This window comes from Bordetella muralis (assembly GCF_054781015.1).
In genome coordinates this window covers 341039-366912 of the sequence record NZ_BAAGVF010000002.1, presented here as the reverse complement: position 1 = coordinate 366912, position 25874 = coordinate 341039, and the positions used below count along the sequence as shown (strand labels likewise).

Below are 25874 nucleotides of genomic sequence, written 5' to 3'. Positions count from 1 at the left end.
GCCGGGCTGACTCAAGCTCGAGTCAGCCCCATCATGCTGAACATACCTTTGGCCAACGGGCTATCGGCTATCCCGCACTCAAGCACAAGATCAAAATGGTTCAAACCAGGGACACGCAGGTATTCCCCTGGGTACCCCAATGCACGCCATTGGGCCAGATAGTCCATACTCTGACGCTTGAACTCCTCCGTCTCGTTATCCCCATAGGAAACAATGACAGGGCAGCCATATGCAGGCTCATACTGAGCCGGACTGTTGCGCGCCGCGTCGGCTGCGGATAGATGCATCCACTCGTTAATGTGCGTATGCGGAATCGGCGTCAGGTCGTATAGCCCGGACAACAAGAGCGCCCCTTTGGTCAGATCATCTGGCACGCCCACGTCAGCCTGCCAGCCACTGGCCAGCACCATCCCGCATAGATGTCCGCCAGCCGAACTGCCGCCGATATAGATGCGCTCAGGATCACCGCCGAATTCTTCGATGTTGCGATACACCCAGGCCATGGCGCGCCGGCATTGGTCCACGATGAGGTCAAGGCTTGCACCAGGAGCCAATGAATAATTCAGCGCCACATAGACCGCCCCCGCTTTGGTATAGGCGGGCGCCATGCTGCTGGACTCATTCTTGGACAAGGCTCGCCAGTAGCCGCCGTGTATGTACACAAAGACCGGTGCCGGACCCATAATCGAGCCGTCAGCCGGCGGGAATATGTCCATGGTCTCGTCCGGATGGTCTCCGAACGAGACGTCCAAGGAACAAGGCAACGTCGCCCGTGCCGCCCGGCTCTGGTCGGCGTACTGCTGCATGAGAGACTGGAACAACGCCAGCGGCACCGTATTGCGGGCGTTGTACTGCACGTCCAGTTCAGCCTGATCGAAATCGCGATAAAGCTTGCTGCTCATCGACGCTCCATCCCGGTGGGAATACGGAGTCGCAGTGATATGCAGTGCATCAGTCGCACCCCCATCCTACGCAGTCCAGACTACCTGCGTTGCCAGCGCGCACTCGCGCATCACGGTTAATGCGCGTTGCGTCGTATCCACCCCCATCACAAATGGATTCGGACCGCCCGATTTCATCTGCGCCAACTTGACGTCCGCCAAATCAAAACCCGCATGGTTCGAGATGAAGACGTCGATGTTCTCCTTGCCGGCCAGCTCACGCACACGAGCCGTCGCATCGAGATAAGCCTGCAAACGCTCCATGCGGTTGGGCTGCTTGCCAAAATTGAACGACGTGCCGCCCCACAATAAAGCACGGTGCGTCTTGCCGTTGTCCTTGACATCGAATGCCAGCGAAATGGTGCCCATCGTATGTCCCGGCGTCAGCACCACGTCCACGGTGGTATCACCCAAGGTCAGCTTCGCACCATCGTCCACTGCGACCTCACGTTTCGGAGGCTTGCCCCAGCTGGGTATATCGAACTCCAGCTTGGTTTCCATCATGTCCCAATCGGCCTTGCTGGCGACGATCTTGGATTGATATTTCTGCGCAAAATAATCTGCGCCGCCGTAATGATCGCCGTGGCCGTGCGTGATCACGACCATTTTGATTTGCGCGGGGTCCAGCCCCAGCTTGCGCATGCCTGCATCGATCACATGTTCAGCGTCATCGGCGTTGTTCATGGCGTCGATCAGGATAATGCCCTCTGACGTCGGGATGGCCCAGGCACTGACCCATTTGCCGCCCACGAAATAGAGATTGTCGAACGCCTTGCCTGGCGGCGGCGCAGGCAGCGCCATCAGTTCCTCTATCGAGGGAGACTTCTTTCCAGAGACAGGTTGCGCGACTTCCGCCAGTTTCAGATACTGCTTCAGATCGTCGCCGGCCGCAGCGCGCGCTGCGGCCAGATGGCGTTGGACCTCTGCGGACTCAGCCTGAGCGGGAGTGATCTTCAATGCATAGGCTGCGCAGCAGACGCACCCCGCAGCGAGAAAGTAGCGCCGGCTGGGCGATACCTCCAGGCTATCGTTATTGCCGTTCATCCATCTTCTGAAAAGCCTCATCCTCGCCTCCGTTGTGGGTATTACATAATTCTATCGATCTACAACTCCGTTGCCACCGTTCTATGCATCCAGAACGTGAATTTGAATTTATCCGCAGGATATGTACTGACCGTAATCAAGAATTTTTGCTTGGCCTGGTCCAGATATTGACGCGTAATTTCCAACCCCGGAGTATGCGCCTCTGCCTGCAAATGCGGCGCCATTTCCTCTGAAATGGAAGTCGCGCCGATCTGCTGCTTCAGATCCTGGACAGCACGGCCGGAATGCTTTTCGATCAGGTTGCAAATCAAGCCCGTTCCGTCCTGGATCAAGTGCACGATATCGTGGCCCTCTTTGGGATCCAGATACGCATCGGTCCAGCAAATTGGTACCTTGGGCTCGTTCTTTTCTGAACGCAGCATCTGCACTTTTAACCAATGCTGACCCGGTTTGCACTCCAAAGCAGCCGCCAGGTTCTCATCGGCAACAATGTCGGCAATACCCAGGATATGCCGCTCCGTGTAGCTGGCATAGTTCACCAGATCCTCGATGCTATGCAGGGATTTGGTATAGCTGTTGCTGGTCTCGGTGGACTGCACCACCGTGCCCGCGCGCCGTTTGCGAGAGATCAGGCCCAACCCCTCGACAATGTTCAACGCCGACCGCACGGTCGTGCGGCTGACCTGAAATTGCTCACCCAACTCGACTTCACTGGGCAGGCGGTCACCCACCACGTATTTACCGTCGGTAATCTGCTTTACCAGCAGGTTTGCAAGCTCGGTGTAGCGGACTTCCATAGTGTTCTGAGAATAGGTGCGGCGTGTTGCAACAGGGTCGGACAGGCCGGCGCACAGGACCGATCCAGGGGCAGCCCATTGTACAGATCCAGTCCTATGCCCTTCCCCTGGCAACGAGGCCCGTCCCGCAAGCGTTGACCATTCCAAAAAATTTTGCCTACAATTAGTACGTACTATTAATTAGTACCTACTAATAATCCTAAATCGAGGAGACATCGTGTTCAAGAAAATCCTGTCGGCCGCGCTGAGCGCCTGTGCCCTGCATGCCAGCCCTGCCCTGGCGGCCTACCCGGACAAGCCCGTCACCATCGTCGTCCCGTTCCCCGGCGGGCAGACTGGCGACATCATCGCCAGGACGATTGGCGAGCAATTGGCCAAGAAACTGGGTCAACCCTTTATCGTCGAGAACCGCCCGGGCGCCGGGGGAACGCTAGGCACCGGCTATGCCGCCCGCGCCAACCCTGACGGCTACACCTTGCTCTTGACCAGTACCGGCCCATTTGCCATTGCGCCGTCGCTGTATTCCAAGCTGGCCTATCAGCCCCTGCAGGATTTCGAGGCGGTCGCAGACATCGCTGCCACGCCGCAGATCCTGGCCACTTATGCAGCCTCGGGCATCAAGTCGATCAAAGACCTGATCACCCGGGCCAAGAAAGAAGACCTGTCGTTCGCCTCTGCCGGCAATGGCTCCACCCAACACCTGACGATGGAAGTCTTCAACAAGGAGACCGGCCTCAAAATGACGCACATCCCGTTCAAGGGCAGCGCAGAGGCGCAAACCCAGGTCATCAGCGGCCTGATCCCGGTGACGTCCGACTCTCTGCCCGCCATCCTGCCCCAGATCAAGGCAAACAAACTGAGGGCCCTGGCAGTCGTGGACACCGAGCGCAGCGCCTTTTTGCCGGACGTTCCGACCTTGAACGAACAAGGATATCCAACGGTCAGCACCCTGGCTTTTTTTGGCTTGATGGCGCCCAAGGGCACGCCCAAGCCGATCGTGGATCAGTTGAACACCACGGTCAATCAGATTCTGCAGACCCCCGAGGTTCAAGCCAGATTCCAGACCTTGGCACTCACACCGGCCAAGCGGAAATCGGCACCCGAATTTGCCGCGTACCTGACGTCCGAAGTCGGCAAATACAAAAAAATCGTGGACGACGCGGACGCCAAGATTGACTGACGCCGCCTCGACCATACCGGCTCGACATTACGCGCGGCTGTCGCCGCGCTCCTGATTCCCCATGGAGTCTGCATTGAAAATCACGCGCATCATCGAAGCTCCCATCGCGCTACGCAGCAATATTTCCAACGCGTACGTGAACTTCTCGCAACATACCGTCTCTTTGCTCGCCGTCGTCACAGACAAGACGCTCAACGGCAAACCGCTGATCGGACTGTCGTTCAACTCGATCGGCCGTTACGCGCAAAGCGACATCATCAATACACGCATGGCCCCTCGGCTGTTGCAGGCCGCTCCGGATGATCTGCTGACCGAATGCGGATCGCGCATCAGCCCCGAAAAAGTGCTGGCCTGCTCGTTAAAAAACGAAAAACCCGGTGGACATGGTGATAGAGCCATGGCCGCCAGCGCCCTGGAAATGGCCATCTGGGATCTGAACGCGAAACTGAATGACGAACCAGTCAGCGCCACCATCGCCCGTCAGTTCGGCAGGCCCGGACGTGACGACCAGGTAGCGGTCTACGCGGCAGGCGGCTACTACTATGACGGCGAAGCCACCACAAAGCTCATCGACGAGCTGAAGCACTATCAGCAAATGGGCTTCACTCGGTACAAAATAAAAATCGGCGGTGCCGATCTGGCATCCGACCTCCAACGCATTGACGCCGCGCTCACTGTGGCGGGCGCAGCGTCCAATCTCGCCGTCGACGCCAACGGACGATTCGACCTGCAAACAGCGCTCGAATATGGACGCGCCCTCGAACCCTATGGACTGATGTGGTTCGAAGAGGCGGGGGACCCCTTGGATCTGGAACTCAATGCAGCCCTGTCCGAAGCCTACAGCGGCGCGCTGGCGACAGGCGAAAACCTGTTCTCACACCAAGACGTCAAGAATCTGGCGTTGTTTGGCGGGTGCCGGCCTGGCATAGATGTTTTCCAGATGGATCCAGGCTTGAGCTACGGCATGACCGAATACCACCGCATGCTTGGCGTGTTGGAGGGCCGTGGATTTAACCGGCGCCAATGCTACCCGCACAGTGGCCAATTGCTGGGCCTGCATGCCGTATCCGGCTTTGGCTTGGGTGGCTCGGAGGCCTACCCGGGCATTTTCCAACCCCTGGGCGGTTTTTGCGACGACAGCCGTTTTACCGACGGATTCGTTCGTGTTCCCGACCATCCTGGATTTGGATTTGAGTACAAAAACGCGCTGCTGCAAGCGTTCCAGCGGCTGCTCGCCTGACCATTCATAGAGACCGCCCATGCGACAACTAGACACTGATCTGATCACGCAATGCATAGCCGACTTGTGTGTTGATGCCACACATAATCTACCTGACGATGTTGTGCAAGGCTTTCACCGCGCAGCACAGAACGAAATCTCGCCTCTGGGGAAATCGGTGCTGCTCAAGCTCATCGAAAACGACAAAATTGCGCGCGATAACCAGGTCCCCTATTGCCACGATACGGGCTTGACGATTGTGTACGTGGAAATTGGCCAAGAGGTGTACCTGACTGGCGCCCCTTATCAAGAGGCCGTACACGAGGGCGTTCGCCAGGGTTACGCCAAGGGCTATATGCGCAAATCGGTGGTGGGAGACCCCTTGCTGCGGGTGAACACCAATGACAATACGCCTGCCGTGATCCATACGGAAATCGTGCCGGGATCCCAAGTCCGCATCACCGTCCTGCCCAAAGGCGGCGGAAGCGAGAACTGGAGCACGATGAAGTTCCTCTTGCCAGGAGAAGGCGCTGCCGGGGTAAAACGTTTTGTTCTGGATGCGATCAACGCAGCCGGAGGCAGCGCCTGTCCGCCGCTAACCGTCGGGGTCGGCCTCGGAGGCAGCTTCGACAAAGTCACCGAGATCGCAAAAAAAGCCATTCTGCGCGACATTGGCGAGCATCATCCCGACGCCCACATCGCTCAACTGGAACGCGAACTCCTGGAAGACATCAATAAAACGGGCATAGGGCCACAAGGCTACGGAGGGTCCAGCACCGCTTTGTGGGTGGCAGTAGAAACGTATGCCTGCCATATCACGGCACTGCCCGTCGCGGTCAACATTCAGTGCCATGCATCGCGCCGCAAAACCGCTGTCATCTAGGGGAAAAGCATGACCACATATCGATTGACCACGCCGTTGACGGATGATGCCATCAAGCAGTTGACCGTCGGCGATGAAGTGCTGCTCAGCGGCGTCATCTACATGGCACGCGATGCGGCACACAAACGCCTGATCGATCTGCTGCGCGAGAGTAAGCCCTTGCCTGTGGATCTGCGCGGGCAAACGGTGTTCTATGGTGGCCCAGGCCCGACAAAGCCGGGCCATGTCATTGGTGTGGTAGCACCTACGTCCGCTTACCGTATGGACCCTTATGCCACGGTGCTCTTCGATTACGGCGTCAAAGCGGCGATCGGAAAAGGCAATCGGGGTACCGACATACGGCAATCCTGTCAGGATAATTGCGCCGTAGGTTTTTCGGCTATCGGGGGAATATCGGCCACGCTGTTTGCGTGCATCAAAAGCGCGACCGTCGTCGCCTACGAAGATTTGAAAACGGAAGCCATCCAACGACTGGAAATCGAGAACTTTCCGCTCTTGGTCACGAACGACGCACACGGCCGGGACCTTTACGAAGAAGAAGTCCAAAAATACCGGTCCCAGCTGAACGCGGCGACGTAGAGACGGCCTCCTGCGGTGCTCCCTGCCAAAGGCCGGGCTGACAATCAAAGATCGCAGTCCAGCCTATACTTGCCCACATCGAGCAACAAGGAATACTGATGAGCACTGTACCCCCTACCCTGCGTGTTGGCATCGCCGGTTTTGGATCGATAGGCAAATCGATCGCGAAAAAAATCGATGCCGGCATCCCCGGCCTGCAACTGAGCGCCCTTGGTGTTCGTGATGTCGACAAAGCACGCAGCGCATACACCTTTGCCACACCCCCTGTTTACACCGACATAGATCATCTGGTGGAGCATTGCGACGTGGTGGTCGAGTGCGCGCCGGCTGCGTTGTTGCCTCGCATCGCCGAGCCGGTACTCAAGGCAGGGAAAAAGCTGCTGGTACTGAGTTCCGGGGCACTGCTGTTGAACGAGCAGCTTATCGAGGTCGCGCGCGAACACGGCGGGCAGATTATCGTAGCCACCGGGGCACTGCTCGGCCTGGACGCCGTGACCGCGGCGGCCGAAGGCAAGATCAACGAAGTGCGAATGGTCAGCCGCAAGCCGCCGATCGGGTTCTCCGGGGCGCCGTATGTCGTTCAAAACAATATCGATCTGGACGCGATCAAGGAGCCCACGCGCATTTACACCGGCACGGCACGCGAAGCCGCGACCGGATTTCCCGCCAACCTGAACGTCGCCGTGTCCCTGTCGCTCGCTGGCGTAGGGCCAGACCGCACAATCCTCGAGATCTGGGCCGATCCGACGATATCCCGCAATATCCACCGTATCGAAGTGGACTCGGATGACGCCAAGCTGAGCATGGAAATCCAGAACGTGCCCAGCGAGAATCCCAAGACCGGCCGGATTACGGCATTGTCCGCCATAGCAGCGCTGCGCAAGCTCGTAGCGCCATTACGTATCGGCACCTGACGTGCCCGCATACTCACCCAGCGACCCTGGGCGAATACTGGAAATCATCATGCTATCGCACCATCATTGCATGATGACTTCCGGGACCCGCGCCGCGCCTTCTGCAGCCAAAGGATAGAAGCAGGCAACCGATCTATCCTTGCTTGTTTCACAGGTCAGCAGCGGAATCTGCCGATGGCAGTCATCCTGCGCCCGCGAGCATCGAGGATGAAATGTGCACCCCGATGGCAGATTCGTCGGCGCGGGAATTTCCCCTACGATCCGAGACAACGCAATGCGTGCGCCGGGGTCCGGTACCGGCGATGAGTCGCGCAGAATACGGCTATAGGGATGCAACGGCGCATCCAACACCTGCTGCGTCGGCCCCTGCTCGATAATCCGGCCCAGATACATCACGCAGACCGTATCGCAAAAATGCCGTATTACGCCCAGATCATGGGACACGAACACGAAAGACAATCCACGCTCGCGCTTTAAGCGATCCAGCAATTGCAGAATCTGCGCCTGCACCGAGACATCCAACGCCGATACAGGCTCATCCGCCACGATCAGTTCCGGATCCAGCACCAGTGCCCGCGCGATACCGATACGTTGACGCTGGCCACCCGAAAACTCGTGCGGATAGCGGTCCAAGGCGCTCAGGGGCAAACCCACCTCTTGAATCGTGCTTTGGACCTTTGCCTCGATCTCGCGGGCGGAACCCAGACTATGCACGATCAATGGCTCTGACAAGGTCTGACGCACGGTACGTCGCGGATTCAACGAGGCGTAGGGATCCTGGAACACGATTTGAATACGTTGACGCAATGCCCGCATCTGCGATGCGCTGGCCTGCCTCAGGTCTTGTCCATCGAATACGATGCTGCCCTCGTCGGGCTCGATCAGACGCAACAGGGTGCGAGCCACCGTCGATTTTCCGCAGCCAGATTCTCCGACCAGGCCCAGCGACTGCCCCCGCGCCACACTGAACGACACATCGTTCACCGCACGCACGACGGTCTTTTTCCCGCCGAGAAAGCCGCCGCCGCTCTCAAAACGCTTGACCAGGTTACGGACTTGCAGAATGTCAGTCATATAGGCCTCTTGTTCGATTCGACGCGCACGACACAACGGACCTGATGATCCTGGCCGATAGGCTCCAGCGTGGGCGCTTGCGCCTCACACCGTGCCTCTCGCAGCGGACAACGAGACGCATAGGCACAACCCCGCGGCATGGCAGTGATTGCCGGCACGCTGCCCGGGATGGGCTCCAGTACCGCGGTATCCAGGTCCACACGAGGCATCGCCCGCAACAAGGCCTCGGTATACGGATGCGTCGGCCGCGCAAACAAGGTATTCACATCCGCGGTTTCCACTACCTCGCCGGCATACATCACGGCGACGCGATCCGCGATCTGGGCCACCACGCCCAGGTTGTGCGTGATAAAGACAACGGCCATGCCGTGCGCTTCTTTCAACTCCGACAACAGACTCAAAATCTGCGCCTGTATGGTGACGTCCAACGCTGTCGTTGGCTCATCAGCCAGCAGCACCTTGGGCTTACAGGCCAGCGCCATGGCAATCATCACACGTTGACGCATGCCGCCCGAGAACTGATGGGGATAGTCGCCAAACCGGCTCGCTGCGGCGGGTATTTTGACCTCTTCCAAGGCCTCTAGCGCCAGCGCGCGGGCCTCGCGCCATGACAAATGGCGATGCTGGCGAATCGCTTCGGCAATCTGGTCACCCACCGTCATCGTCGGGTTCAGCGAGGTCATCGGCTCTTGGAAGATCATGGCGATCGCATCGCCACGCAGCGCCGCCATCTGTTTTTCCGGTATCGACGCGAGGTCACGGCCCTCTAGCAGTATCTGGCCGCCGCCATGGCGCGACCCTGCCTCTGGCAACAGGCGCAGCACGGATAACGCGGTCACGCTTTTTCCGCTACCAGACTCCCCCACCACAGCCAGCGTTTCGTTTTTCCGTACCGCCAGAGACACATCCCGCACAGCGGCATGCCAGGCGCCCCCTACACGGAACTCGGTACGCAAGTTGCGCAGCTCCAGGACAGCATCTTGTGTGCTCATTACCGCTCCGATCTCAGTTTGGGATCAATGGCGTCGCGCAATGCATCGCCCAACAGATTCAATGCCAATACCGTCAGCAGAATCGCAATACTGGGAAATACGGTCAGCCACCAGGCGTCCAGGATGTTTTCGAAACCCTCGCGAATCATGCTGCCCCAGGTCGCCGCAGGCGGTGGCACACCCAGGCCGATAAAGCTCAGCGACGCCTCAGTGCGAATCGCGGAAGCCATCCACAACGAACCCAACACCACCACATCCGAAATCATGTTGGGCAGGATATGCACACCCATCAAGCGCAATGGGCCATAGCCCAATGCGCGGCCGGCCTCGACAAAATCACGTTGCTTTAAAGCAATCGTGGGCGCGCGAGCTACCCGCACAAACGGCGCAATCTCGGTGATCGCAATCGCGATGATCAGGTTTTCCAGGCTCGCGCCCAGCATGGCCGCCACCATCAGGCCCAACAGCAACGTCGGAAATGACAGCAGCACATCCACCAACCCCATGATGAGTTGGTCGACCACGCCACCGACATAGCCTGCCAGAATTCCCAGCGCTGATCCGATACACATGGCGATCAAAATCGCTACGAACCCTACCAGCAGGGAAACGCGAGCACCATAAATCAAGCGCGACAACACATCACGGCCATAGCTATCGGTGCCCAGCCAGAACTCGGCGGACGGAGGCTCCAGGCGATAAGCGATGTTTTGCGACAGCGGATCGTGCGGCGCCAGCCATGGTGCGAACACGGCGGCCAGCACGATCACTAACAACAGCCCTATTCCCAGCCAGGAAAGCCGGTTCTTGCATAGGGCTTGCCACAAGGCGTTGGGCCTTGCGGCGACAGGTGCGGCGATAGCGCTCATTTGTATTTCACCCTCGGGTCCACCAACCCATACACCAGGTCAGTCAATAGATTCACCACAATCACGCACGATGCGAACACCACCATCAGCCCCTGCAGGAGTGTGTAATCACGCGCGTTCAACGCTCCCAGGATCAGTTTTCCCAAGCCAGGGCGATTGAACACGATTTCCGTCAATACGGAGTTGCCGATCAATGTGCCGAAATACAACCCCACGACCGTCACGATGGGAATCAATGCATTGCGCAGGCCATGCCGCAAAATCAATCGCATGGGCCTCACGCCCTTCGCCTTGGCTGTGCGTACGTAGTCTTCCCCCAGCACTCCCAGCATGGATGAGCGTGTCACGCGCATGACATACGCCGTCATGATCAGACCGAGGTTGAATGCGGGTAATACCAAGTTGTGCAGTTGTGTTTTCCAATCCCCGGCTACCGAGCTGCCGATGACCGGGAACCAGCGCAACTGGATCGCAAACACCAACAACATCAGAATGGCGGATACAAACGCCGGAAAGGACAGGCCGGTCAACGACAACAACCGCCCCAGATAATCTGGCCAGGCATTGCGCCGCAGTGCCGCCCAGATACCTAGCGGCAGTCCAAATACCACCCCAATCAGAATCGAGGCCAGCGTGAGCTGGATCGTCCACGGCAACACCAGGGATACCTCCTGCAAGACTGTCCTGCCGCTGGCCATCGACACGCCAAAATTGCCCGACAACATGTCTTTCAGGAAATTCAGATACTGAATATGCGTTGGTAAATCCAGACCCAAACGCGCACGCAGCGCTTGGAGTGCCTCGGCGCTGGCCTGATCGCCCAGCATTACCGCCGCAGGATCACCGGGCACGAGACGCACCAGAATGAACACCGCCGTCAACATCGCCAGCAGCGTGGGAATAGCCAGCAACAATCGCTTGGCTGCATAGCGCATCATGAGCTCTTCTCCTTGGCGAAGGCCGGCATCAAACGGCGCGCATCCAGGGCTTGAATGGGACGAGACGTCTTCCCAGTCAGTATCAGATCGGCCAACGTCGCGCCGACGACAGGCACCAGCTCGAAACCGTGGCCAGAGAATCCGAAAGCATGGAACACCCCGGGAGCATTGGGCGAGGGCCCCACCACGGGCAGCATGTCATCCGTCTTGGCCTCCAATCCTGCCCACACTCGAACGATCCGGATATCCCTCACGGAGGGAAAGAGATCAGTGGCCGAACGTGCTCCCTTGGCGAGCACCTGCATACGCGCCGTGGACGTTTCGCGGTCCAGGTCGGGGATGCCTTGCAAGCCGCCGCCTATCACCAAGGTCCCTTGATCGGATTGTTTGAACGATAACGAGCGGCCCATGATGGCCACTACCGGTTTGATGAACGGCCGCAGTCGTTCGCTGACCATCATCATCGATGACTTGGTAGCCAGCGGAATATCGTCACCCGCCATCGCTGCAACCCGTCCCGACCATGCTCCGGCGGCGTTCACAATCGCACCAGCGCTCCATTCGCGGCCGCCATCGGCCGACACGAGCCAACCCTGGCCGGTCTTTTTAAGCGCGTTTACACCACAGTGCTCGACCAATGTCACGCCTGCATCGACTGCGCTGCGTCGAAATGCGCGCAATGCGCGATGGGGATCTGCCGCGCCATCACGCCGCGTGTAGGACGCTCCGAGGCAATGATGCGACAACTCCGGCAATAAACGACGCAATTCGGCTGGACCTATCATTTCCTCGTGCGTATAGCCATCTGCGCGCAAGCCATTTACGCGAGCTTCCAGCTTGCTCAATGCACCGGCATTTTCGGCCACGCAGATTTGCCCATTGGCATGAAATCCACAGTCATCCCCTACCAGGGATTCCAGCGCATGCCACATATCCAGAGATTCCAACGACAAATCCAGCTCACCGCGGTCCCGGTTCAGCGTGCGTACGCCTGCTGCCGTGGCGCCGGAGGCATGGCGGCCTACCCAGTGTTTTTCCACCACCAATACGCGCGCGCTACGCCGTGCCAGATGCAGCGCCGCGGACAACCCGTGCAGGCCGCCTCCAATCACAATAACGTCATAGGCCTGAGTCATTCTTTTTCACCATCCAGATCCAAACTGGCGAGTTCACCCAGTGTCAGCGGTTTCAGTGGCGGACGAATACGATAGAAACCCACCTGCGCCACTGGCCGCTGCTGTTCGGCGGCCAGGATATGCGCGATGGTGTAGCCGCATTGCCGCCCCTGACATGGCCCCATTCCGGCGCGCGTAAATGACTTGATTTGATTTGGCCCCGGCTGCCCCAACGCTGCTGCGCGGCGGATGTCCCCTGCCGTCAGTTCCTCGCAACGGCAAACAATCGTATCGTCGCTCGGTGCAAAGACGCTTGCTCGCGGCGGATACATGGCGTCCAGCATAGGACGCAATCGTTGTTGGCCTGCCAATTGTTTTCGCAACGGTAGCGCCTGCTCGGCAGCCTGTTGTGCACTCAACTTTCCTGCCTGCAACGCCATCCCGATTGCAGCAAGCTCGCCGCGGGTGCAGGCGGCGTTAGCCCCCGCAATACCGGCGCCATCACCTGCGACGTACACACCGCGCTGCGAGGTTTGCCCCCACTCGTCCACATCGGGCACCAGGCACGCCTGCTGATCACTCCAATGATGCGCACAGTCGAGCGCACGCGTCATATGGATGGACGGCACGACACCCTCGTGGATCAAGACGACCTTCGCAGGGACTCGCCGCGTAGCTCCATCGTTCACGGTGTACTCGAGCGTGTCCAGCTTGCCGTCGCCCAGCGCGCGCAACGACTGCACGTTTCGGATCCGTTTGACACCGGCCTGTTTCAACTCACGCAGCCAGCTTAAACCCTTGCGGATTTCGCCAAAGCGTTGCAACACGTCCCCCAGATAAGGCATGGCACGCCGCCAGCCACCAGCAGGCGAAGTATCCAGCCACCCTGCAACACGGCCGCCTGCGCGCACTAACTGCGCCATGTACAACAACGGCAAAGGACCGCTTCCGACCACCCAGACAGGTTCCGCAGGGACCTGCTGCGAAGTTTTCAGCAGAATCTGCGCAGCCCCAACCGTCAGCACGCCGGGCAAGGTCCAGCCCGGAAATGGCGCAGGCCGTTCCTGTGCCCCTGTGGCTAGCAAAACCTGATCGGCACGTATGACTTCGGCCTGGCCTGCGCGGCTTTTATACACGTGCCAACCCGGCTCAATCTGCCAGACCTGCGTCTGAGGCTCATAATCCGCCCCCGAGGCACGAAATGCGGCAGCCAGATGCTGCCCAGCGCGATACTCGTCGCCCAGCAACGTTCCTGTCGAGGTAGCGGCCACGGTTTCTACCGCGCGCCAGATCTGTCCTCCCGGCGCAGGCTGCTCGTCCACCACCAGCACCGACAGTCCCGCCGCCCGCAAACGTATCGCCGCGCTCATGCCGGCAGGTCCCGCCCCCACGATCAACACATTCACTTCGCGTGTCATGGCAGGACACTCCGTTTTCCGAATTGACGTTCGACGCGCATACCTTCACGCACTGTCACGAGACAGGTCTGTGTAGATGCGACGCCATCCACGATAGCGAGGCAATCGAAGCACACCCCCATCATGCAATACGGCGCGCGCGGGCTTTCGTTTACCGGCGTCGTACGCGATGCTGCCGTTTGCTGGCGCAGCAATACGGCCGCTACCGTTTCACCGGACTCGGCACGGACCGGCACGCCGTCTATCGTCAAAGTCAGCGCTTGTGCGCCGGGTTCATGCAGCTTGCGAAACATCGAAGCGCTCATGGTGAAAAATTTCCAAAGAATCCGGCAACGCGCCTTCGGCCAACGCACGGGCAAACGGCCCGGCGTGGAACGACGCCAGCGTGACGCCAGAGTGACAAAGCGCGGTCCACGCGCCGGGATACTGGGTGGACTCGGCATAGACCGGTACACCATCGGGAGTCATCACACGCAGGCACGACCAGTGACGCACCCATCTCGCACCTGCCAGATCCGGCAGCACGTGCAGCGCCTTGCGGCTCATGCGCACGGCAGCATCGGTGGTCGTGCTCAGGTCATAGCCGACCTCTTCCTGGGTCACGCCTATCATTACCGTGCCTTCACCGGTCTGCCGCAGCCCACTGGCTGGTACCGGCAACAGCGGTGCGACCCGCTCGGTCACGAGCAACTGCCCTCGCTGCGGGCGCAGCGGCACATCCAGTGCCACCATCGGCCCCAACGCCACGGATCCTAGGCCGGCAGCCAGCACGACATTGGAGGCACCATATACGGCCCGGCGATCCTCTTTGCCTGCATGCACCAGGAACCCACCACCTTGCTGAGGTTGAATGTCCTGAACAGGCTGCTGACTGTGCAACTCCCCGCCACGCGAGATGAACGCTGCCTGTAACGCAGCCAGCAGACACAGTGGATTCACATGTCCGTCCATCTGGCCAAAACTCGCGCCAGAGACTTCAGCCCCCCACCGAATTGCGGGAAACAGGCGCTCGAGCCCGCCACGATCCAGCATGTCGATACAGGGTTCTGTCTCGGCGGCTTGCGCCTGCCATTGCCTCATGCGCAGCGCACGCTCATCCCATTGCGCCTGCCCCAGACAAAAATGCAAGCCACCTCGTTGTTCGTAATCCAGCGTTATGCCCGTTTCGCGCTCCAGTTCCTCCGCGAACGCGGGCCATAGCTGAGCAGCCAAGCGGGATAAACGCTGATAATGCGGATTACCGTAGCCTTTTCCCTGCACCCAGACCAGGCCGAAATTCGCTTTGGCGGCGCGCAAATCGGTGTCTGCGCCGTCCAGCATCAGCACCCGCTTCCCCTGCGCGGCCAGACCTGCGGCAATCGCAGCACCCACCATCCCTGCCCCAGCAACGATGTAGTCGTAATCCTTAACCATGGCAGTTCAGCCCTGTATTTACAGTACGATGCGCATCCGCGCGACGATAGACAGCTGAGTTGCCGCCATACGTCCCACGCCGATGCCATCGCCTATCCTGCGCACGGCGGTTTGCGCTATAAATCACCCTATAACCAAAACAGAAACGACTACTCGCCAATCCACCAAAAGTTATAGGATCGAGTTCATGCAGCAACCCTTGAATCTGAGACAAGTAGAGGCCTTCAAAGCCATCATCGAACACGGCACTGTCAGTCAGGCAGCGCTGGTGTTGAACGTATCCCAACCCGCCGTCAGCAAACTGCTGGCGCACCTGGAAGCAGATACCGGTCTGACCTTGTTCGACCGCGTACGCGGCAAGCTCGCCCCGACGCCTCAAGGCATGCAGCTCTATCACGAGGTCGATCGAGTCTTTGCCGGTTTGCGCCAGGTTGAGCAAGCTGTCGACTCCATCCGTCGCAACGAAGCGCGCAATCTGGTGGTGGGCGTGATGCCGGCGTTGTCCGGATCTTTCATACGCCGCGTCATCGAGAATTTTCTGAAGATTCATCCCGACGTGCATGTATCCGTCCAAAACCGGGCCTCGCTGTTTCTGGCAAACTGGCTGGCCACCCGCCAGATCGATGTGGCGTTGGTCGGCAGCCGCGTGGACAATCCGTATATCGAGCGAGAGACGTTGTTCCAACATCCCTTGGTCTGTGCCATGCACGTCAATCACGCATTGACGCGCAAACGCGTAATCCGTCCGCGAGATTTGAGCGGCGAGCCCTTTGTGGCCTTTGCGTCTGACAGCCAGACACATGAGCTCGTGAAAGCCGCCTTCGAACGCAGCAACGCCACCTTGAATGTGGTGTTGGACGCGACCACGGCGCCCACCGCATGCGAATTGGTCGCCGCTGGCCTGGGTGTGTCCTTGATTCATCCGCTGTTTGCCGATGGTTTGCAAAATCGCCTGGTATTGCGACGCTTTGATCCCGAAATGCAGTTCCATTTCCAGCTCTGCCGCGCACATACATCGCGCAATGCGAGCTTGACAGATACCTTTATCCAGGAAGCTCGAAACGTCGCGTCGCAAGTATCACGCGAGGTGCTAAAGGGTTAGAAAATGGGCCATTCAAGGCCCCGCTGCGCTCAAGGAGCCGACAACGTAGCCGCCTCGGTGATGGACGGCTGAAGATTCAGCGCCCCTTTCAGGTCATAGCCGTAGTTGACGCCGTCTCCCCGTGCCCATACTTGCTTTAGCCCAAAAAGCGGCACGGAGCAGACATCAGCGTGAATCTTGGCTTGCGCGTCTTTCCACAGGGCGAGCTGCTTTTGTGGATCCGGCTCGATACGGGCGGCGCGTATGTCCGCATCCCCCACCGCACAATGTCCAAAATTCGACATCGCAGCAGGAGCGCCGATAGCGGCTGCCGAATCATAGAATTCGCTCAGATACACATCTGCATTGGGGAACCGTGCCGCACCGTAAAACACCAGCGCACTCTGGTCCTTTCGACTCTTGGCCTGATAGGTCGCATGGTCTACGACCTCCATTTCCAACTTGATCCCCGCCTTGGCCAACTGCGCCTGGATAATCTCCATGATGGGCTGTTGCGCCGAGATATTCGAGACGATCGATTTGATCGCAATACCATTCGGGAAACCGGCTTCAGTCAATAGCGCCTTGGCGCGGTCCAGATCATAGGCATACGCGCCCGCGCTGCAGTCTTGGCCCAGGTACCCGTTCGGCACAACCGAACAGCCCTTTTCAGCCACGTCCTTGCCTGCATAACGCACAATCTCATCGACGTTGATGGCGGCGGCAATCGCCTGGCGTACCTTCAGATTGTCCAAAGGCTTGATACTGCGATTGATAAACAATGTGCGGAACTCCGCCGGCTCGAAAATATCGACTTTCATCCCGCGCTTGATCGATCGCTCCACCCAACGCTGTTCACGTTTGCCCTGCATCACGTCGATCTCGTTCGACGTAAAGGCCAGTTCGCGAGCACTATCCGAAGGAATCATGCGATACGTGATGCCCGCCAATTTGGGCTTGCCACGGAAATAGGCGTCATTGGCGACGAGCTTCACATACTGCTGTGTCACATGCTCGCCAAAGGCAAATGGCCCCGTGCCTATCGGCGCCTGCCCAAATTTATCGCCGAGTTTTTCTGCCGCGACCTTGCTGACGATATTGCCGCCATGGTAATCAGACACGCGTCCCAGGAATGCCGCGTCTGGGTACTTCAATGTGAATTTCACGGTGTAGTCATCGATGGCTTCGACCTTATCCAGGATCGCGAAATTCGCGGCGAAACTGGAACGCTTGGGATCTGCTGCCCTCTCAATTGAATACACCACGTCAGCGGCCTTCAGTTCCCCGTAGCCGCCATGAAACTGCACGCCTTTGCGCAGATGGAAGGTCCAGACCTTGCTGTCCGGCGAGGACTCCCATTTTTCCGCCAGATCCGGTTCCAGGGCCTTGGGATCGGCACTGCCCGGCGGAAAACGAACCAGGCCGTCGAACATCTCCGACGCTACGCCCTTATCCGCAGTCGATGTGGCACGATGGGGATCCAGTGTCGCGTTGTCGGCAGCGCCCGAGCTGATACGCAGCGTCGGACGATCTTGAGCATAAGCCGTAGATTGCAATCCCGCGCCCAAAGCAAGAAGAGCAGCGGCCAGAACAGTAAGTGCAGGACGTTTCATGGTTTCCCTTGGGGCCACGTGACGCACGCGGCGATGGTGGTTGACACATCAGCCGCGAATGGAGCGGCACGGTCGCCACCTTAGGCGCGTGCCGCTCACCCCGTCAAAGTCCTTCAACTACACCAGCTATTCCCAAAGGTTATAAGGTGGGCCTGATACTCACCCGTCTGCCAGGAAGCGATGAGCGGGGCTTATGGTTATTACTGATGCCCCAAAATTTTCGAGCCTAGGGAAAACACTAGGCGAATTACACTGGCCCACCCTTCTGCTTTACATCTTGATGTTCGCCTTCTTTGCGACCTCTGCCCATTTTTCAACCTCGGCCTTTTGGAACCGGCCCAGTTCTTCAGGCCCGGCGCCGGACACATCCATGCCCAGCCCTTGGAGTTGCTTCAACACTTCAGGCTGCTTCAACGTTTCAGCCATGGCGGAATGCAGTTTCTGAATCACGTCGTCCGGCGTCCCGGCCGGCGCAAAGACGGCTTGCCAGGACAACACCTCGAAACCTGGCAGGCCCAGCTTATCGAGCGGAGCGACATCCGGCAGCACAGGCGACGGCGTTGTCGATGTCACGCCCAATGCACGCAACCGTCCGGCCTGAATGAGAGGAACGGAAGACGTGATGTTGTCGAAAACGAGATCGATCTCACCGCTCATCAACGCCTGCAAAGAGGGCGCACTGCCCTTGTACGGCACGTGCAGCATCTTTATGCCCGTCACGTCCATGAACAGTTCGCCAGTCAAATGCTGCGAGCTGCCGACACCCGATGAACCGAAATTCAATTGGCTATCGGCTTTCTTCCCTGCGTCGATCAGATCCTGGACGGTTTTATACGGACTATCTGCTCTGACCACCAGTACGTTGGGCAAGCTGCCCGTCAGGATGACCGGCTTGAACGATTTGACAGGATCGTAGCCGATATTGGGATAGATGCTGACGTTGATGGCGTGAGAGCTGATCGTGCCTCCGACGATGTTGTAGCCGTCGGGTTTTGCCCGTGCGACCTTTGCCGTACCCAGACTTCCGCCCGTCCCTCCCAGGTTTTCCACAACGACGGGCTGACCCAGGATTTTCGCTGCGGAAACGCTGTAAATACGGCCAATAATGTCGGTCGCGCCACCCGGTGCGAACGGTACAGTATAGGTAATGGGCCGATCAGGCCACTCTGCCGCCAGCGCGGTAAAGGGCAATCCCACGGTGCCTACGGCAACGGCAGCGGCGCTGGCTTTCAACAGTGAACGACGGTGGTGGTCAATGACACGTGACATGGTTATACGCTCCTCAATATTGGATTTTCTAATTCAATGATCCAAGGCCAGTCCTGTCAGCCTGAGCCTTGGCGATGCTCTGTGGGGATCCCTCCTGCCTGCCGGCGATATCCAGCCCCTAGAGAGGCGTCCTGCGCAACAAGGTGTGGTCGATCTCGTAGGGATGATTGATCCCCAGCAAAGCCATATCACGATCGACTTCAGTGCGCAGAATGTGGATAGCATGCGCCACGCCCGCTTCGCCCGCCACGGTTGCAGCATAGTTGAACGAACGCCCATTGAAAACACAGCGGGCCCCTAGCGCCAGCGCTTTCAGGACATCTGTGCCGCGACGAATACCGCTATCCATCATCACGACGAGGCCTTCGGCCGTCTCGGCGATCTCCGGCAACACATCCAGCGGCGAGAGCGCACTGTCCAGCTGACGTCCGCCATGATTGGATACGATGATGCCGTCCGCCCCTGCCGACCGCGCGAGCTGGGCATCCTCTTTGCGCATGATCCCCTTGATGACCAAGGGACCTTTCCAGAGCTTGCGGACGACTTTGACATGCTCCCAGCATAGATGGTCGCGCGCGACGAAATCGCGCTTCACGGATGCTGACAGAATCGGTGCGCCGCGCTCGGCACGCCAATTCTCAAAATGAGGCATGCCATGGCGCGCAAGGGTCCGCAAGAATGTCCCGGCCAGCCAACGTGGATGGCTGATGCCGTCCCATGCCAAACGCGCACTGGGCCGCAGCGGCGTAGAAAAGCCATTTTTTACATAGCGCTCGGGATTCACCTGAACCGGCAAGTCTACCGTCAATACCAGGGTGCCAAAGCCCGCCGCCTCAATACGCGCCAGCAGTTCCGCGATACGCTTTTCATCTCCCGGCAGATAGGCCTGAAACCACGTACCGGGGGCCGCCTCGGCGACGTCTTCCATCCGGATGAGCGAGGCGCCGCTCATGACTGCCGGGACGCGATGCTCTCGAGCCGTCTTGGCCAGGACGATGTCCCCGCGATAGCTCCACATGGCCGCCAATCCCACGGGGCTGATCCCAAATGGGCTCGCGTATTGCTGGTCGAACAACGTGATGCCTTGCGTCCGCTTTTCTACCCCCTCCAGCACCCGCGGAGAAAACGCCCAGCGATTAAACGCCTGGCGGTTCCGGCCCATCGAGACTTCATCGTCGGCGCCATTGGCAATGTAGCTATAGAGCTGTCGAGGGAGCTTGTTGCGAGCCAGCGGCTGAAAATCATCCAGGCAGTGCACCTGCTTCAAGACGGCAGGTAGCGGCTTGGCAGCGACGGACTGTGCATCAGCCGCCGTGCTCGTGTCTTGTGGAGGAACTGCGGCTGTGTAATTCGTGGGAGCGGTCATGTTTCGGTTTTTTCTGGGAACAATCCCCTTGATGTGCCGCGATCAGGAACATCTTTTCTGACCATCGGCATCGACGATGCTATACGCGCGCGTATAGAACCGCTATGCGGATTCGGCACATCAGGTATGCACGAAATACAGCGCATAACGCCCCTAAAGCGGGATAACCTGCCGCCATCCATCGCCGCAGGCCCCGGCATTACGCCGATCCGCCCAAGGCGACTGACTTTTCTACTGACTATCGCCCATGAACACTCCAGTCCAACACGCCGGTCGCACCGCTGGCCGCGCCCTCGTTTCGTCACTCGTCGCTCACGGTGTAGAGCGGGTATTCTGCGTCCCCGGTGAAAGCTACCTGGAAGTCCTCGACGCCCTGAAAGACGTCGAAGGTCAGATCGATCTGATCGTCACGAAACACGAGGGTGCCGCGGCCAACATGGCCGAGGCCGATGGCAAGCTGACAGGCAAACCCGGCATCTGCATGGTGACGCGCGGTCCCGGCGCCACGCATGCCAGCATTGGCCTGCATATTGCTCAGCAGGACTCCACCCCGATGATCCTGTTCGTCGGTCAGATTGCCCGCAGCCATCGTGGCCGCGAAGCCTTTCAAGAAGTGGACTACCAACAGTTTTTCGGCAGCATCGCCAAGCTCGTCATCGAGATCGATGACCCGCACCGCGTTCCCGAATTGCTGGCCAAGGCATTTAACGTCGCCGTGTCCGGCCGTCCGGGCCCGGTGGTCGTGTCGCTGCCCGAAGATATGCTGACCGAGCTCACGGCAGCACCGGATTGCCAGCCGATTCAGCTGCAAACGGCCGAGGTGGGCGCGGCCACACGCGAACAGATCGCCTCCGCCTTGCAGGCTGCTCAACGCCCGCTCGTCATCATCGGCGGCAGCAACTGGCCGGCTCAAGCCTGCGAGGATCTCCGTACCTTTGCCCAGGCGTGGAATCTGCCCGTGGCCTGCTCGTTCCGCCGCCAAGACCTGCTGGACAACGAAAACAAGCAATACGTTGGCCATATGAGCCTGGGTATGAGTCCGGCGCTGAAAACCCTGGTGCAGGAATCTGATTTGATCATCGCTATCGGCACTCGTCTGGGTGATGTGCCCACCGACGGCTATACGCTGCTGGACCTGCCCACGCCGAAACAGAAACTGATTCACTTCCACCCGTCGACCGACGAAATCGGGCGCGTTTTCCGGCCAGACCTGGCGATCCAGGCTACCTCGGACGCCGCACTGCGTGCACTGGTGCAGTTGCGGACCCCGAGCCAAGCTCCATGGGGTCAACGCACCGCACAGGCGCGTGAAGCCTTTGTCGCATTCACTTCGCGTCGTGAACCGCCGCCATCGCTCAACGGCGTAGATCTCACCGAAGTCATGCTGCATCTGAACGAGGTGCTGCCAAAGGACGCCATTTTGACGAACGGAGCAGGCAACTACTCTGTCTGGCTGCATCGTTATTACCGCTATCGCACTTCCAGGACTGAGTTGGCTTCGACTTGCGGTGCAATGGGATATGGATTGCCCGCTGCCGTCGCGGCTGCGTTGCGCTTCAAGGGTCAGCGTCCGGTCGTCTGCGTCGCAGGCGACGGATGCTTCATGATGTACCCGCAGGAAATCGCAACTGCCGTCGAATTCGGCGCCCCATTGATCGTGTTGATCGTCAATAACGGCATGTATGGCACCATCCGCATGCACCAGGAACGCGAGTATCCGGGACGTGTGTCAGGCACCCGTATTCACGGCTCCGATTATGTCGGTCTGGCAACCTCGTTGGGTGCTTACGCAGAGCGTGTGCTAGACGCAGCCGACTTTCCGCAAGCGTTTGAGCGCGCACAAAAAGCCGGTGGCGTTGCCGTCCTCGAACTGGTCACCGATCCGCTGCAAATCACGCCTGACAAGCGGATCCAGGCATAGCCTGAACGTTAGGCCATTGACCGGAGCGGACCAGATCCGCGACGGTCTGCTTGATGATTTGCACGACAGTCCAATAGCTATCCACCTGAGCACGCCCGCGCGGTGTCGCCAACGCGACCGTACGGGTGGCTCTGGGATGGTCGATACGAACGGCCTTCAGCGTTCCCGCAGCCAGCTCTGCCGTGACCGCAGCCAGGGGCAAAATGGTATAGCCATGGTTTTGCTGCACCAGCCTGCGCATCAAATGCGTGGAACCATCACATTCGATGGCGATATTCGGTGGCTCACCGATATCCTGAGCCAATGCCTCCAGCCAGGTTTTCAAGCCATGTGCAGTGCTGGGCAGCACCATCGGCAGCTTGAGCAATTCCGCGCCGCTGAATTTGGTGCGTGGACTCGTCATAGATGATGAGCAAATGCAGTACAAATCTTCGCGTAGCAGTTCCTCATAGTCGATGAGCTTGGACTGCGTAGGCTGATACAACAGAGCCACATCGACCTCGCCGTCCTGCAGCATGCTGATAATGTGAGATCCCAGCCCTTCGACAAAGCGGATCGTCGAACGAGGGAACTCCGCTTTCAATGCGTGGCCAATCGCGCCAAAAGTCGTATTCGCGATCGTCGGCTGCGACGCGATAGTGATCTTGCCCGGGCCGGACGAGGCCAATTCTGCAGCCGTCCGGCGGGCGCGGGATACGGCACCAACAACCTCTTCCGCCGCCCGAAACATCGCCTGGCCCTTCTCTGTCAGGACCATTCCTCGCCCTGAGCGGTGAAATAACCTCATGCCCACGCTGTTTTCCAGACGCGTGATGTGCCGGGTCAGCGTGGATTGCTCAATACCTAAATCGGAGGCGGCACGAGACACGCTGCCAGCCTGGGCAACGACATAGAAATACTCAAGCGCGACGAGATCCATCGAAATAATTTGAAAATCAGAGGGTTATGGGCAACGCTGATGTTAATTGACATCCTCGTCAGCCCAAAGTCAGGTGCCCCCACACCGCAGACTCTCATTCGCGTTTGAGTTCTTTGGAAATATCCCAAAGATTGGGAAGGCTTGTATTGTGATATCCAGAGATGAACGGCTTGCGCTCCCCCTCCGGCGTGTAAACAGAACGGCTAACGGCGCCGATGTTCGCCCCGTAGACGTGAATGCTGATCGAAACCTGATCCTCGTAGGCGTTAGAGACCTGGTGCACATCGCCCACGGTGGGGGAAACGGCCTCGACCTGCCCTGGTTCCAACCTGACAGCATCTCCTGATTTTTCGACACCGGTTGAAGGGTCCAACACATACGGTTGCGAGTACTCGGCACCTCTCAACATGCCAATCAAGCCCCATACCGTATGGTCATGGATGGGCGTGACCTGCCCTGGTCCCCAGACGAAACTGACGACCGAGAACCGCTGCGCAGAGTCCGCGTGCAGCAAATACTGACGGTAGTAAACGGGATCAGGCTGCGCATACTCTTCAGGCAACCAATCGTCACGTGACACGAGCTCGCTCAACAATGCGCCGCCCTCGCGCAGGATCTCTGGCTCGTCAGGATGACGGGATAGCAGATCCGCAAAGCTGACTACGAAGGTACGTAAACGGGCAATGTTGGGCGTAGAAGATAGGTGGCTCATGGTGGCGTCTAAGTTATCCGGGCCGAAAAACGTTTCTATTTGGCTAAGGTCGCGTAAAGCCATCATATCGCTCGACGGGCAATAGCAGCACACCTAATGCGTTACGGCCACCACGATACAGGCGGCGCCAACCATCAACACCACCGGTATGAAGCCCAAGGGCCACGCTCGTCGATAAATAGCGCCCGTCGCCCCGGCCCCGAGCGCTGCGATGGCGCAGCCCATCATTATCCTGACGGGAGACAGCATGGACAATGCGCTACCGGTCACGTTCTGAATTGCAGCGATCCATTCCACGCTCCAATTGCCTGCATGCGCCAAGCCGACAACATTGGGCATGAGCAGGCTGTTCGACGCCGCATTGCTCGCCGTCAAGAATCCCGCTATCGCTGCCAGCACCGGGGAAAGTATCACCGCAGCAGCAGTACCGATGGTTGCCTGCAACTCATGCGCCAATATGCCCGGAATGCCCCCTGCCATCATGAAGCGCGCACAAATGACAAACAACAAGGTCACGCCGACAGTGATCTTGCCACGCTGCCACGTCATTGCCAGGACCCGGCCAACATCTCGCACCGGGGCTTTCGCCAAGGCAAAGCCCAATCCAACCAGCATCAGCCAGAACACCGGCGACAGCAGCACGGGCCAAGCCATTCCATCGGCAAAAGGCTTGATCTGCACGCGCAGCAAAGATTCGTGAAGCACAGGCAAAAAACGGCACGCCACCAAACAGGCGCACAGCACCACATAGGGAGCCGCCTCGGTCAGTTTGGCACGCAATGACTGTCCGCCATTGACAAATCCATAAAGTGCTGCGGCGCCTCCCAACACTATCAACCCGACCATGTCCGGGTCCGCGTAACGGCTGAGCGTCACCAGCCCCACCAAGATCGCCGCGATCCAGAGCGCCTCTCGAATCAGGTCTCGAGGCCGATTGGACAGCCCGAGACCACGGCACATCGACCAATAGGCACCCAGCCAGGCAATGAGGACGGGCGTCACCAATACGGCCGATCTCCATCCCAATTCCCGAGGATCGCTGATACCGGCCAGCGAAAACCCGAGCATCGTTCCGACCGCAAAAGCGCCCCAGGCGACCAGTATCTGACTGAACAGCGAGAACACGATAGCATCGTGTTTGGGAAGACCTGCACGCAACAGAATACCCAGGGAAACCACCAATCCAACCCCGAACCCTGTTGCCGTCTCTGTAAATGGGCCTATGAGAAAACAGGTGCCAAATAGCGTCAATCGCAGATCTGCCGCAGGTGCAGCCGCCTGCTGCCCGTGGACCTGAGGCGACCAGCATGTAGTGAGCAGAGAGTGAAACAACAGGCCCGCCAAGATCACACTCACAATCGGCGTGGCCAGCCAAATACCCTTTAACAGCTCAATGCCGGCAGAGGAAAACGTCGCGGCGTCTGTTGCCCGGCCTGAAAACCAATACAAGGCTGCCGACACGATGGCAGCTACCAGAGCCGCCATAGAAATAGGAACACGACGCGTCAACATCAACGCGATAGGTACCCAGAACGGAGAAAAGTACAACCAGAATTTGAGCGTCACGGATACAGTGCAGCGTTTATCCAGAGGTCGGGGACAAAAGCCCCGAAGCAT

General features: G+C 58.8%; 24 protein-coding genes. 7 read left to right on the top strand and 17 right to left on the bottom strand.

Annotated features, from left to right (window positions below; genetic code table 11):
- Positions 1–11: 11 nt before the first annotated feature.
- The 3 genes from ACYVIT_RS03800 to ACYVIT_RS03790 all read right to left on the bottom strand — a co-directional run bounded on the left by ACYVIT_RS03800 (position 12) and on the right by ACYVIT_RS03790 (position 2782).
- Positions 12–902, bottom strand: a complete 891-nt coding sequence (locus ACYVIT_RS03800; protein WP_415805313.1) for an alpha/beta hydrolase — start codon at positions 900–902, stop codon at positions 12–14.
- Positions 903–968: 66 nt separating this feature from the next.
- A complete protein-coding gene (locus tag ACYVIT_RS03795) occupies positions 969–1985 on the bottom strand; it encodes an MBL fold metallo-hydrolase (RefSeq protein ID WP_460478153.1) in 1017 nt (338 codons plus the stop codon).
- 59 nt (positions 1986–2044) lie between these two features.
- Positions 2045–2782 carry a GntR family transcriptional regulator gene (locus ACYVIT_RS03790; RefSeq protein ID WP_415805315.1) on the bottom strand — a complete coding sequence of 246 codons (738 nt, stop codon included), beginning with the start codon at positions 2780–2782 and terminating at the stop codon, positions 2045–2047.
- A gap of 217 nt (positions 2783–2999) precedes the next feature.
- On the opposite strand from ACYVIT_RS03790, the gene ACYVIT_RS03785 reads away from it, so the two are divergent.
- The 5 genes from ACYVIT_RS03785 to ACYVIT_RS03765 all read left to right on the top strand — a co-directional run bounded on the left by ACYVIT_RS03785 (position 3000) and on the right by ACYVIT_RS03765 (position 7557).
- Positions 3000–3962 (top strand): Bug family tripartite tricarboxylate transporter substrate binding protein, encoded by a 963-nt coding sequence (locus tag ACYVIT_RS03785; protein WP_415805316.1) that lies wholly within the window; start codon positions 3000–3002, stop codon positions 3960–3962.
- 73 nt (positions 3963–4035) lie between these two features.
- On the top strand, positions 4036–5202 hold the full coding sequence (locus ACYVIT_RS03780) for an enolase C-terminal domain-like protein (protein ID WP_415805617.1): 1167 nt from the start codon (positions 4036–4038) through the stop codon (positions 5200–5202).
- Positions 5203–5221: 19 nt separating this feature from the next.
- On the top strand, positions 5222–6064 hold the full coding sequence (locus ACYVIT_RS03775) for a fumarate hydratase (protein ID WP_415805317.1): 843 nt from the start codon (positions 5222–5224) through the stop codon (positions 6062–6064).
- A 9-nt stretch (positions 6065–6073) separates the two neighbouring features.
- Complete coding sequence (locus tag ACYVIT_RS03770; RefSeq protein ID WP_415805318.1) at positions 6074–6643, top strand: fumarate hydratase C-terminal domain-containing protein; 570 nt, start codon at positions 6074–6076, stop codon at positions 6641–6643.
- Between the two features lie 98 nt (positions 6644–6741).
- Entirely contained in the window at positions 6742–7557 is an 816-nt protein-coding gene (locus ACYVIT_RS03765; protein WP_415805319.1) for an aspartate dehydrogenase, read from the top strand.
- Between the two features lie 63 nt (positions 7558–7620).
- Here the strand turns inward: ACYVIT_RS03765 and ACYVIT_RS03760 are convergent, their stop codons facing one another.
- From ACYVIT_RS03760 to ACYVIT_RS03725, 8 genes are read right to left on the bottom strand one after another with little or no spacing between them, the layout of a single operon-like run.
- Positions 7621–8631 carry an ABC transporter ATP-binding protein gene (locus tag ACYVIT_RS03760; RefSeq protein WP_415805320.1) on the bottom strand — a complete coding sequence of 337 codons (1011 nt, stop codon included), beginning with the start codon at positions 8629–8631 and terminating at the stop codon, positions 7621–7623.
- A complete protein-coding gene (locus ACYVIT_RS03755) occupies positions 8628–9623 on the bottom strand; it encodes an ABC transporter ATP-binding protein (RefSeq protein ID WP_415805321.1) in 996 nt (331 codons plus the stop codon). Before ACYVIT_RS03755 ends, ACYVIT_RS03760 begins: the two co-directional genes overlap by 4 nt.
- On the bottom strand, positions 9623–10492 hold the full coding sequence (locus ACYVIT_RS03750; protein WP_415805322.1) for an ABC transporter permease: 870 nt from the start codon (positions 10490–10492) through the stop codon (positions 9623–9625). The genes ACYVIT_RS03755 and ACYVIT_RS03750 overlap by 1 nt, the downstream gene beginning before the upstream one ends.
- Positions 10489–11430, bottom strand: a complete 942-nt coding sequence (locus tag ACYVIT_RS03745; protein ID WP_415805323.1) for an ABC transporter permease — start codon at positions 11428–11430, stop codon at positions 10489–10491. The genes ACYVIT_RS03750 and ACYVIT_RS03745 overlap by 4 nt, the downstream gene beginning before the upstream one ends.
- Positions 11427–12566 carry an NAD(P)/FAD-dependent oxidoreductase gene (locus ACYVIT_RS03740; RefSeq protein WP_415805324.1) on the bottom strand — a complete coding sequence of 380 codons (1140 nt, stop codon included), beginning with the start codon at positions 12564–12566 and terminating at the stop codon, positions 11427–11429. The genes ACYVIT_RS03745 and ACYVIT_RS03740 overlap by 4 nt, the downstream gene beginning before the upstream one ends.
- On the bottom strand, positions 12563–13963 hold the full coding sequence (locus ACYVIT_RS03735) for an FAD-dependent oxidoreductase (protein ID WP_415805325.1): 1401 nt from the start codon (positions 13961–13963) through the stop codon (positions 12563–12565). Before ACYVIT_RS03735 ends, ACYVIT_RS03740 begins: the two co-directional genes overlap by 4 nt.
- Positions 13960–14256 carry a (2Fe-2S)-binding protein gene (locus ACYVIT_RS03730; protein ID WP_415805618.1) on the bottom strand — a complete coding sequence of 99 codons (297 nt, stop codon included), beginning with the start codon at positions 14254–14256 and terminating at the stop codon, positions 13960–13962. The genes ACYVIT_RS03735 and ACYVIT_RS03730 overlap by 4 nt, the downstream gene beginning before the upstream one ends.
- Positions 14237–15376, bottom strand: a complete 1140-nt coding sequence (locus tag ACYVIT_RS03725; RefSeq protein ID WP_415805326.1) for an NAD(P)/FAD-dependent oxidoreductase — start codon at positions 15374–15376, stop codon at positions 14237–14239. Before ACYVIT_RS03725 ends, ACYVIT_RS03730 begins: the two co-directional genes overlap by 20 nt.
- A gap of 187 nt (positions 15377–15563) precedes the next feature.
- Here ACYVIT_RS03725 and ACYVIT_RS03720 point away from each other — a divergent pair, with 187 nt between their 5' ends.
- Positions 15564–16478, top strand: coding sequence for a LysR family transcriptional regulator (locus ACYVIT_RS03720; protein ID WP_415805327.1), 915 nt, complete (start codon positions 15564–15566; stop codon positions 16476–16478).
- 29 nt (positions 16479–16507) lie between these two features.
- Here ACYVIT_RS03720 and ACYVIT_RS03715 read toward each other — a convergent pair whose 3' ends face one another.
- From ACYVIT_RS03715 to ACYVIT_RS03705, 3 genes are all read right to left on the bottom strand, one after another.
- Positions 16508–18070 carry an ABC transporter substrate-binding protein gene (locus ACYVIT_RS03715; protein WP_415805328.1) on the bottom strand — a complete coding sequence of 521 codons (1563 nt, stop codon included), beginning with the start codon at positions 18068–18070 and terminating at the stop codon, positions 16508–16510.
- Between the two features lie 270 nt (positions 18071–18340).
- A complete protein-coding gene (locus ACYVIT_RS03710; protein WP_415805329.1) occupies positions 18341–19339 on the bottom strand; it encodes a Bug family tripartite tricarboxylate transporter substrate binding protein in 999 nt (332 codons plus the stop codon).
- Positions 19340–19457: 118 nt separating this feature from the next.
- Entirely contained in the window at positions 19458–20705 is a 1248-nt protein-coding gene (locus ACYVIT_RS03705) for an alpha-hydroxy acid oxidase (RefSeq protein WP_415805330.1), read from the bottom strand.
- 247 nt (positions 20706–20952) lie between these two features.
- On the opposite strand from ACYVIT_RS03705, the gene ACYVIT_RS03700 reads away from it, so the two are divergent.
- Positions 20953–22626: a thiamine pyrophosphate-binding protein gene (locus ACYVIT_RS03700; protein WP_415805331.1), complete on the top strand. Its 1674-nt coding sequence runs from the start codon at positions 20953–20955 to the stop codon at positions 22624–22626.
- Here the strand turns inward: ACYVIT_RS03700 and ACYVIT_RS03695 are convergent.
- From ACYVIT_RS03695 to ACYVIT_RS03685, 3 genes are all read right to left on the bottom strand, one after another.
- Positions 22598–23545: a LysR family transcriptional regulator gene (locus ACYVIT_RS03695; protein ID WP_415805332.1), complete on the bottom strand. Its 948-nt coding sequence runs from the start codon at positions 23543–23545 to the stop codon at positions 22598–22600. The two genes, ACYVIT_RS03700 and ACYVIT_RS03695, sit on opposite strands and share 29 nt — an antisense overlap.
- A gap of 94 nt (positions 23546–23639) precedes the next feature.
- Complete coding sequence (locus ACYVIT_RS03690; RefSeq protein ID WP_415805333.1) at positions 23640–24257, bottom strand: cysteine dioxygenase family protein; 618 nt, start codon at positions 24255–24257, stop codon at positions 23640–23642.
- A 93-nt stretch (positions 24258–24350) separates the two neighbouring features.
- Positions 24351–25823 (bottom strand): L-lactate permease, encoded by a 1473-nt coding sequence (locus ACYVIT_RS03685; RefSeq protein WP_415805334.1) that lies wholly within the window; start codon positions 25821–25823, stop codon positions 24351–24353.
- Between the last annotated feature and the right edge of the window lie 51 nt (positions 25824–25874).

Coding starts and splice junctions, on each gene's coding strand:
- ACYVIT_RS03800 (WP_415805313.1), bottom strand. CDS start 902: ATGAGCAGCAAGCTTTATCGCGATTTCGATCAGGCTGAACTGGACGTG.
- ACYVIT_RS03795 (WP_460478153.1), bottom strand. CDS start 1,985: ATGAACGGCAATAACGATAGCCTGGAGGTATCGCCCAGCCGGCGCTAC.
- ACYVIT_RS03790 (WP_415805315.1), bottom strand. CDS start 2,782: ATGGAAGTCCGCTACACCGAGCTTGCAAACCTGCTGGTAAAGCAGATT.
- ACYVIT_RS03775 (WP_415805317.1), top strand. CDS start 5,222: ATGCGACAACTAGACACTGATCTGATCACGCAATGCATAGCCGACTTG.
- ACYVIT_RS03770 (WP_415805318.1), top strand. CDS start 6,074: ATGACCACATATCGATTGACCACGCCGTTGACGGATGATGCCATCAAG.
- ACYVIT_RS03765 (WP_415805319.1), top strand. CDS start 6,742: ATGAGCACTGTACCCCCTACCCTGCGTGTTGGCATCGCCGGTTTTGGA.
- ACYVIT_RS03760 (WP_415805320.1), bottom strand. CDS start 8,631: ATGACTGACATTCTGCAAGTCCGTAACCTGGTCAAGCGTTTTGAGAGC.
- ACYVIT_RS03755 (WP_415805321.1), bottom strand. CDS start 9,623: ATGAGCACACAAGATGCTGTCCTGGAGCTGCGCAACTTGCGTACCGAG.
- ACYVIT_RS03750 (WP_415805322.1), bottom strand. CDS start 10,492: ATGAGCGCTATCGCCGCACCTGTCGCCGCAAGGCCCAACGCCTTGTGG.
- ACYVIT_RS03745 (WP_415805323.1), bottom strand. CDS start 11,430: ATGATGCGCTATGCAGCCAAGCGATTGTTGCTGGCTATTCCCACGCTG.
- ACYVIT_RS03740 (WP_415805324.1), bottom strand. CDS start 12,566: ATGACTCAGGCCTATGACGTTATTGTGATTGGAGGCGGCCTGCACGGG.
- ACYVIT_RS03735 (WP_415805325.1), bottom strand. CDS start 13,963: ATGACACGCGAAGTGAATGTGTTGATCGTGGGGGCGGGACCTGCCGGC.
- ACYVIT_RS03730 (WP_415805618.1), bottom strand. CDS start 14,256: ATGTTTCGCAAGCTGCATGAACCCGGCGCACAAGCGCTGACTTTGACG.
- ACYVIT_RS03725 (WP_415805326.1), bottom strand. CDS start 15,376: ATGGTTAAGGATTACGACTACATCGTTGCTGGGGCAGGGATGGTGGGT.
- ACYVIT_RS03720 (WP_415805327.1), top strand. CDS start 15,564: ATGCAGCAACCCTTGAATCTGAGACAAGTAGAGGCCTTCAAAGCCATC.
- ACYVIT_RS03715 (WP_415805328.1), bottom strand. CDS start 18,070: ATGAAACGTCCTGCACTTACTGTTCTGGCCGCTGCTCTTCTTGCTTTG.
- ACYVIT_RS03710 (WP_415805329.1), bottom strand. CDS start 19,339: ATGTCACGTGTCATTGACCACCACCGTCGTTCACTGTTGAAAGCCAGC.
- ACYVIT_RS03705 (WP_415805330.1), bottom strand. CDS start 20,705: ATGACCGCTCCCACGAATTACACAGCCGCAGTTCCTCCACAAGACACG.
- ACYVIT_RS03700 (WP_415805331.1), top strand. CDS start 20,953: ATGAACACTCCAGTCCAACACGCCGGTCGCACCGCTGGCCGCGCCCTC.
- ACYVIT_RS03695 (WP_415805332.1), bottom strand. CDS start 23,545: ATGGATCTCGTCGCGCTTGAGTATTTCTATGTCGTTGCCCAGGCTGGC.
- ACYVIT_RS03690 (WP_415805333.1), bottom strand. CDS start 24,257: ATGAGCCACCTATCTTCTACGCCCAACATTGCCCGTTTACGTACCTTC.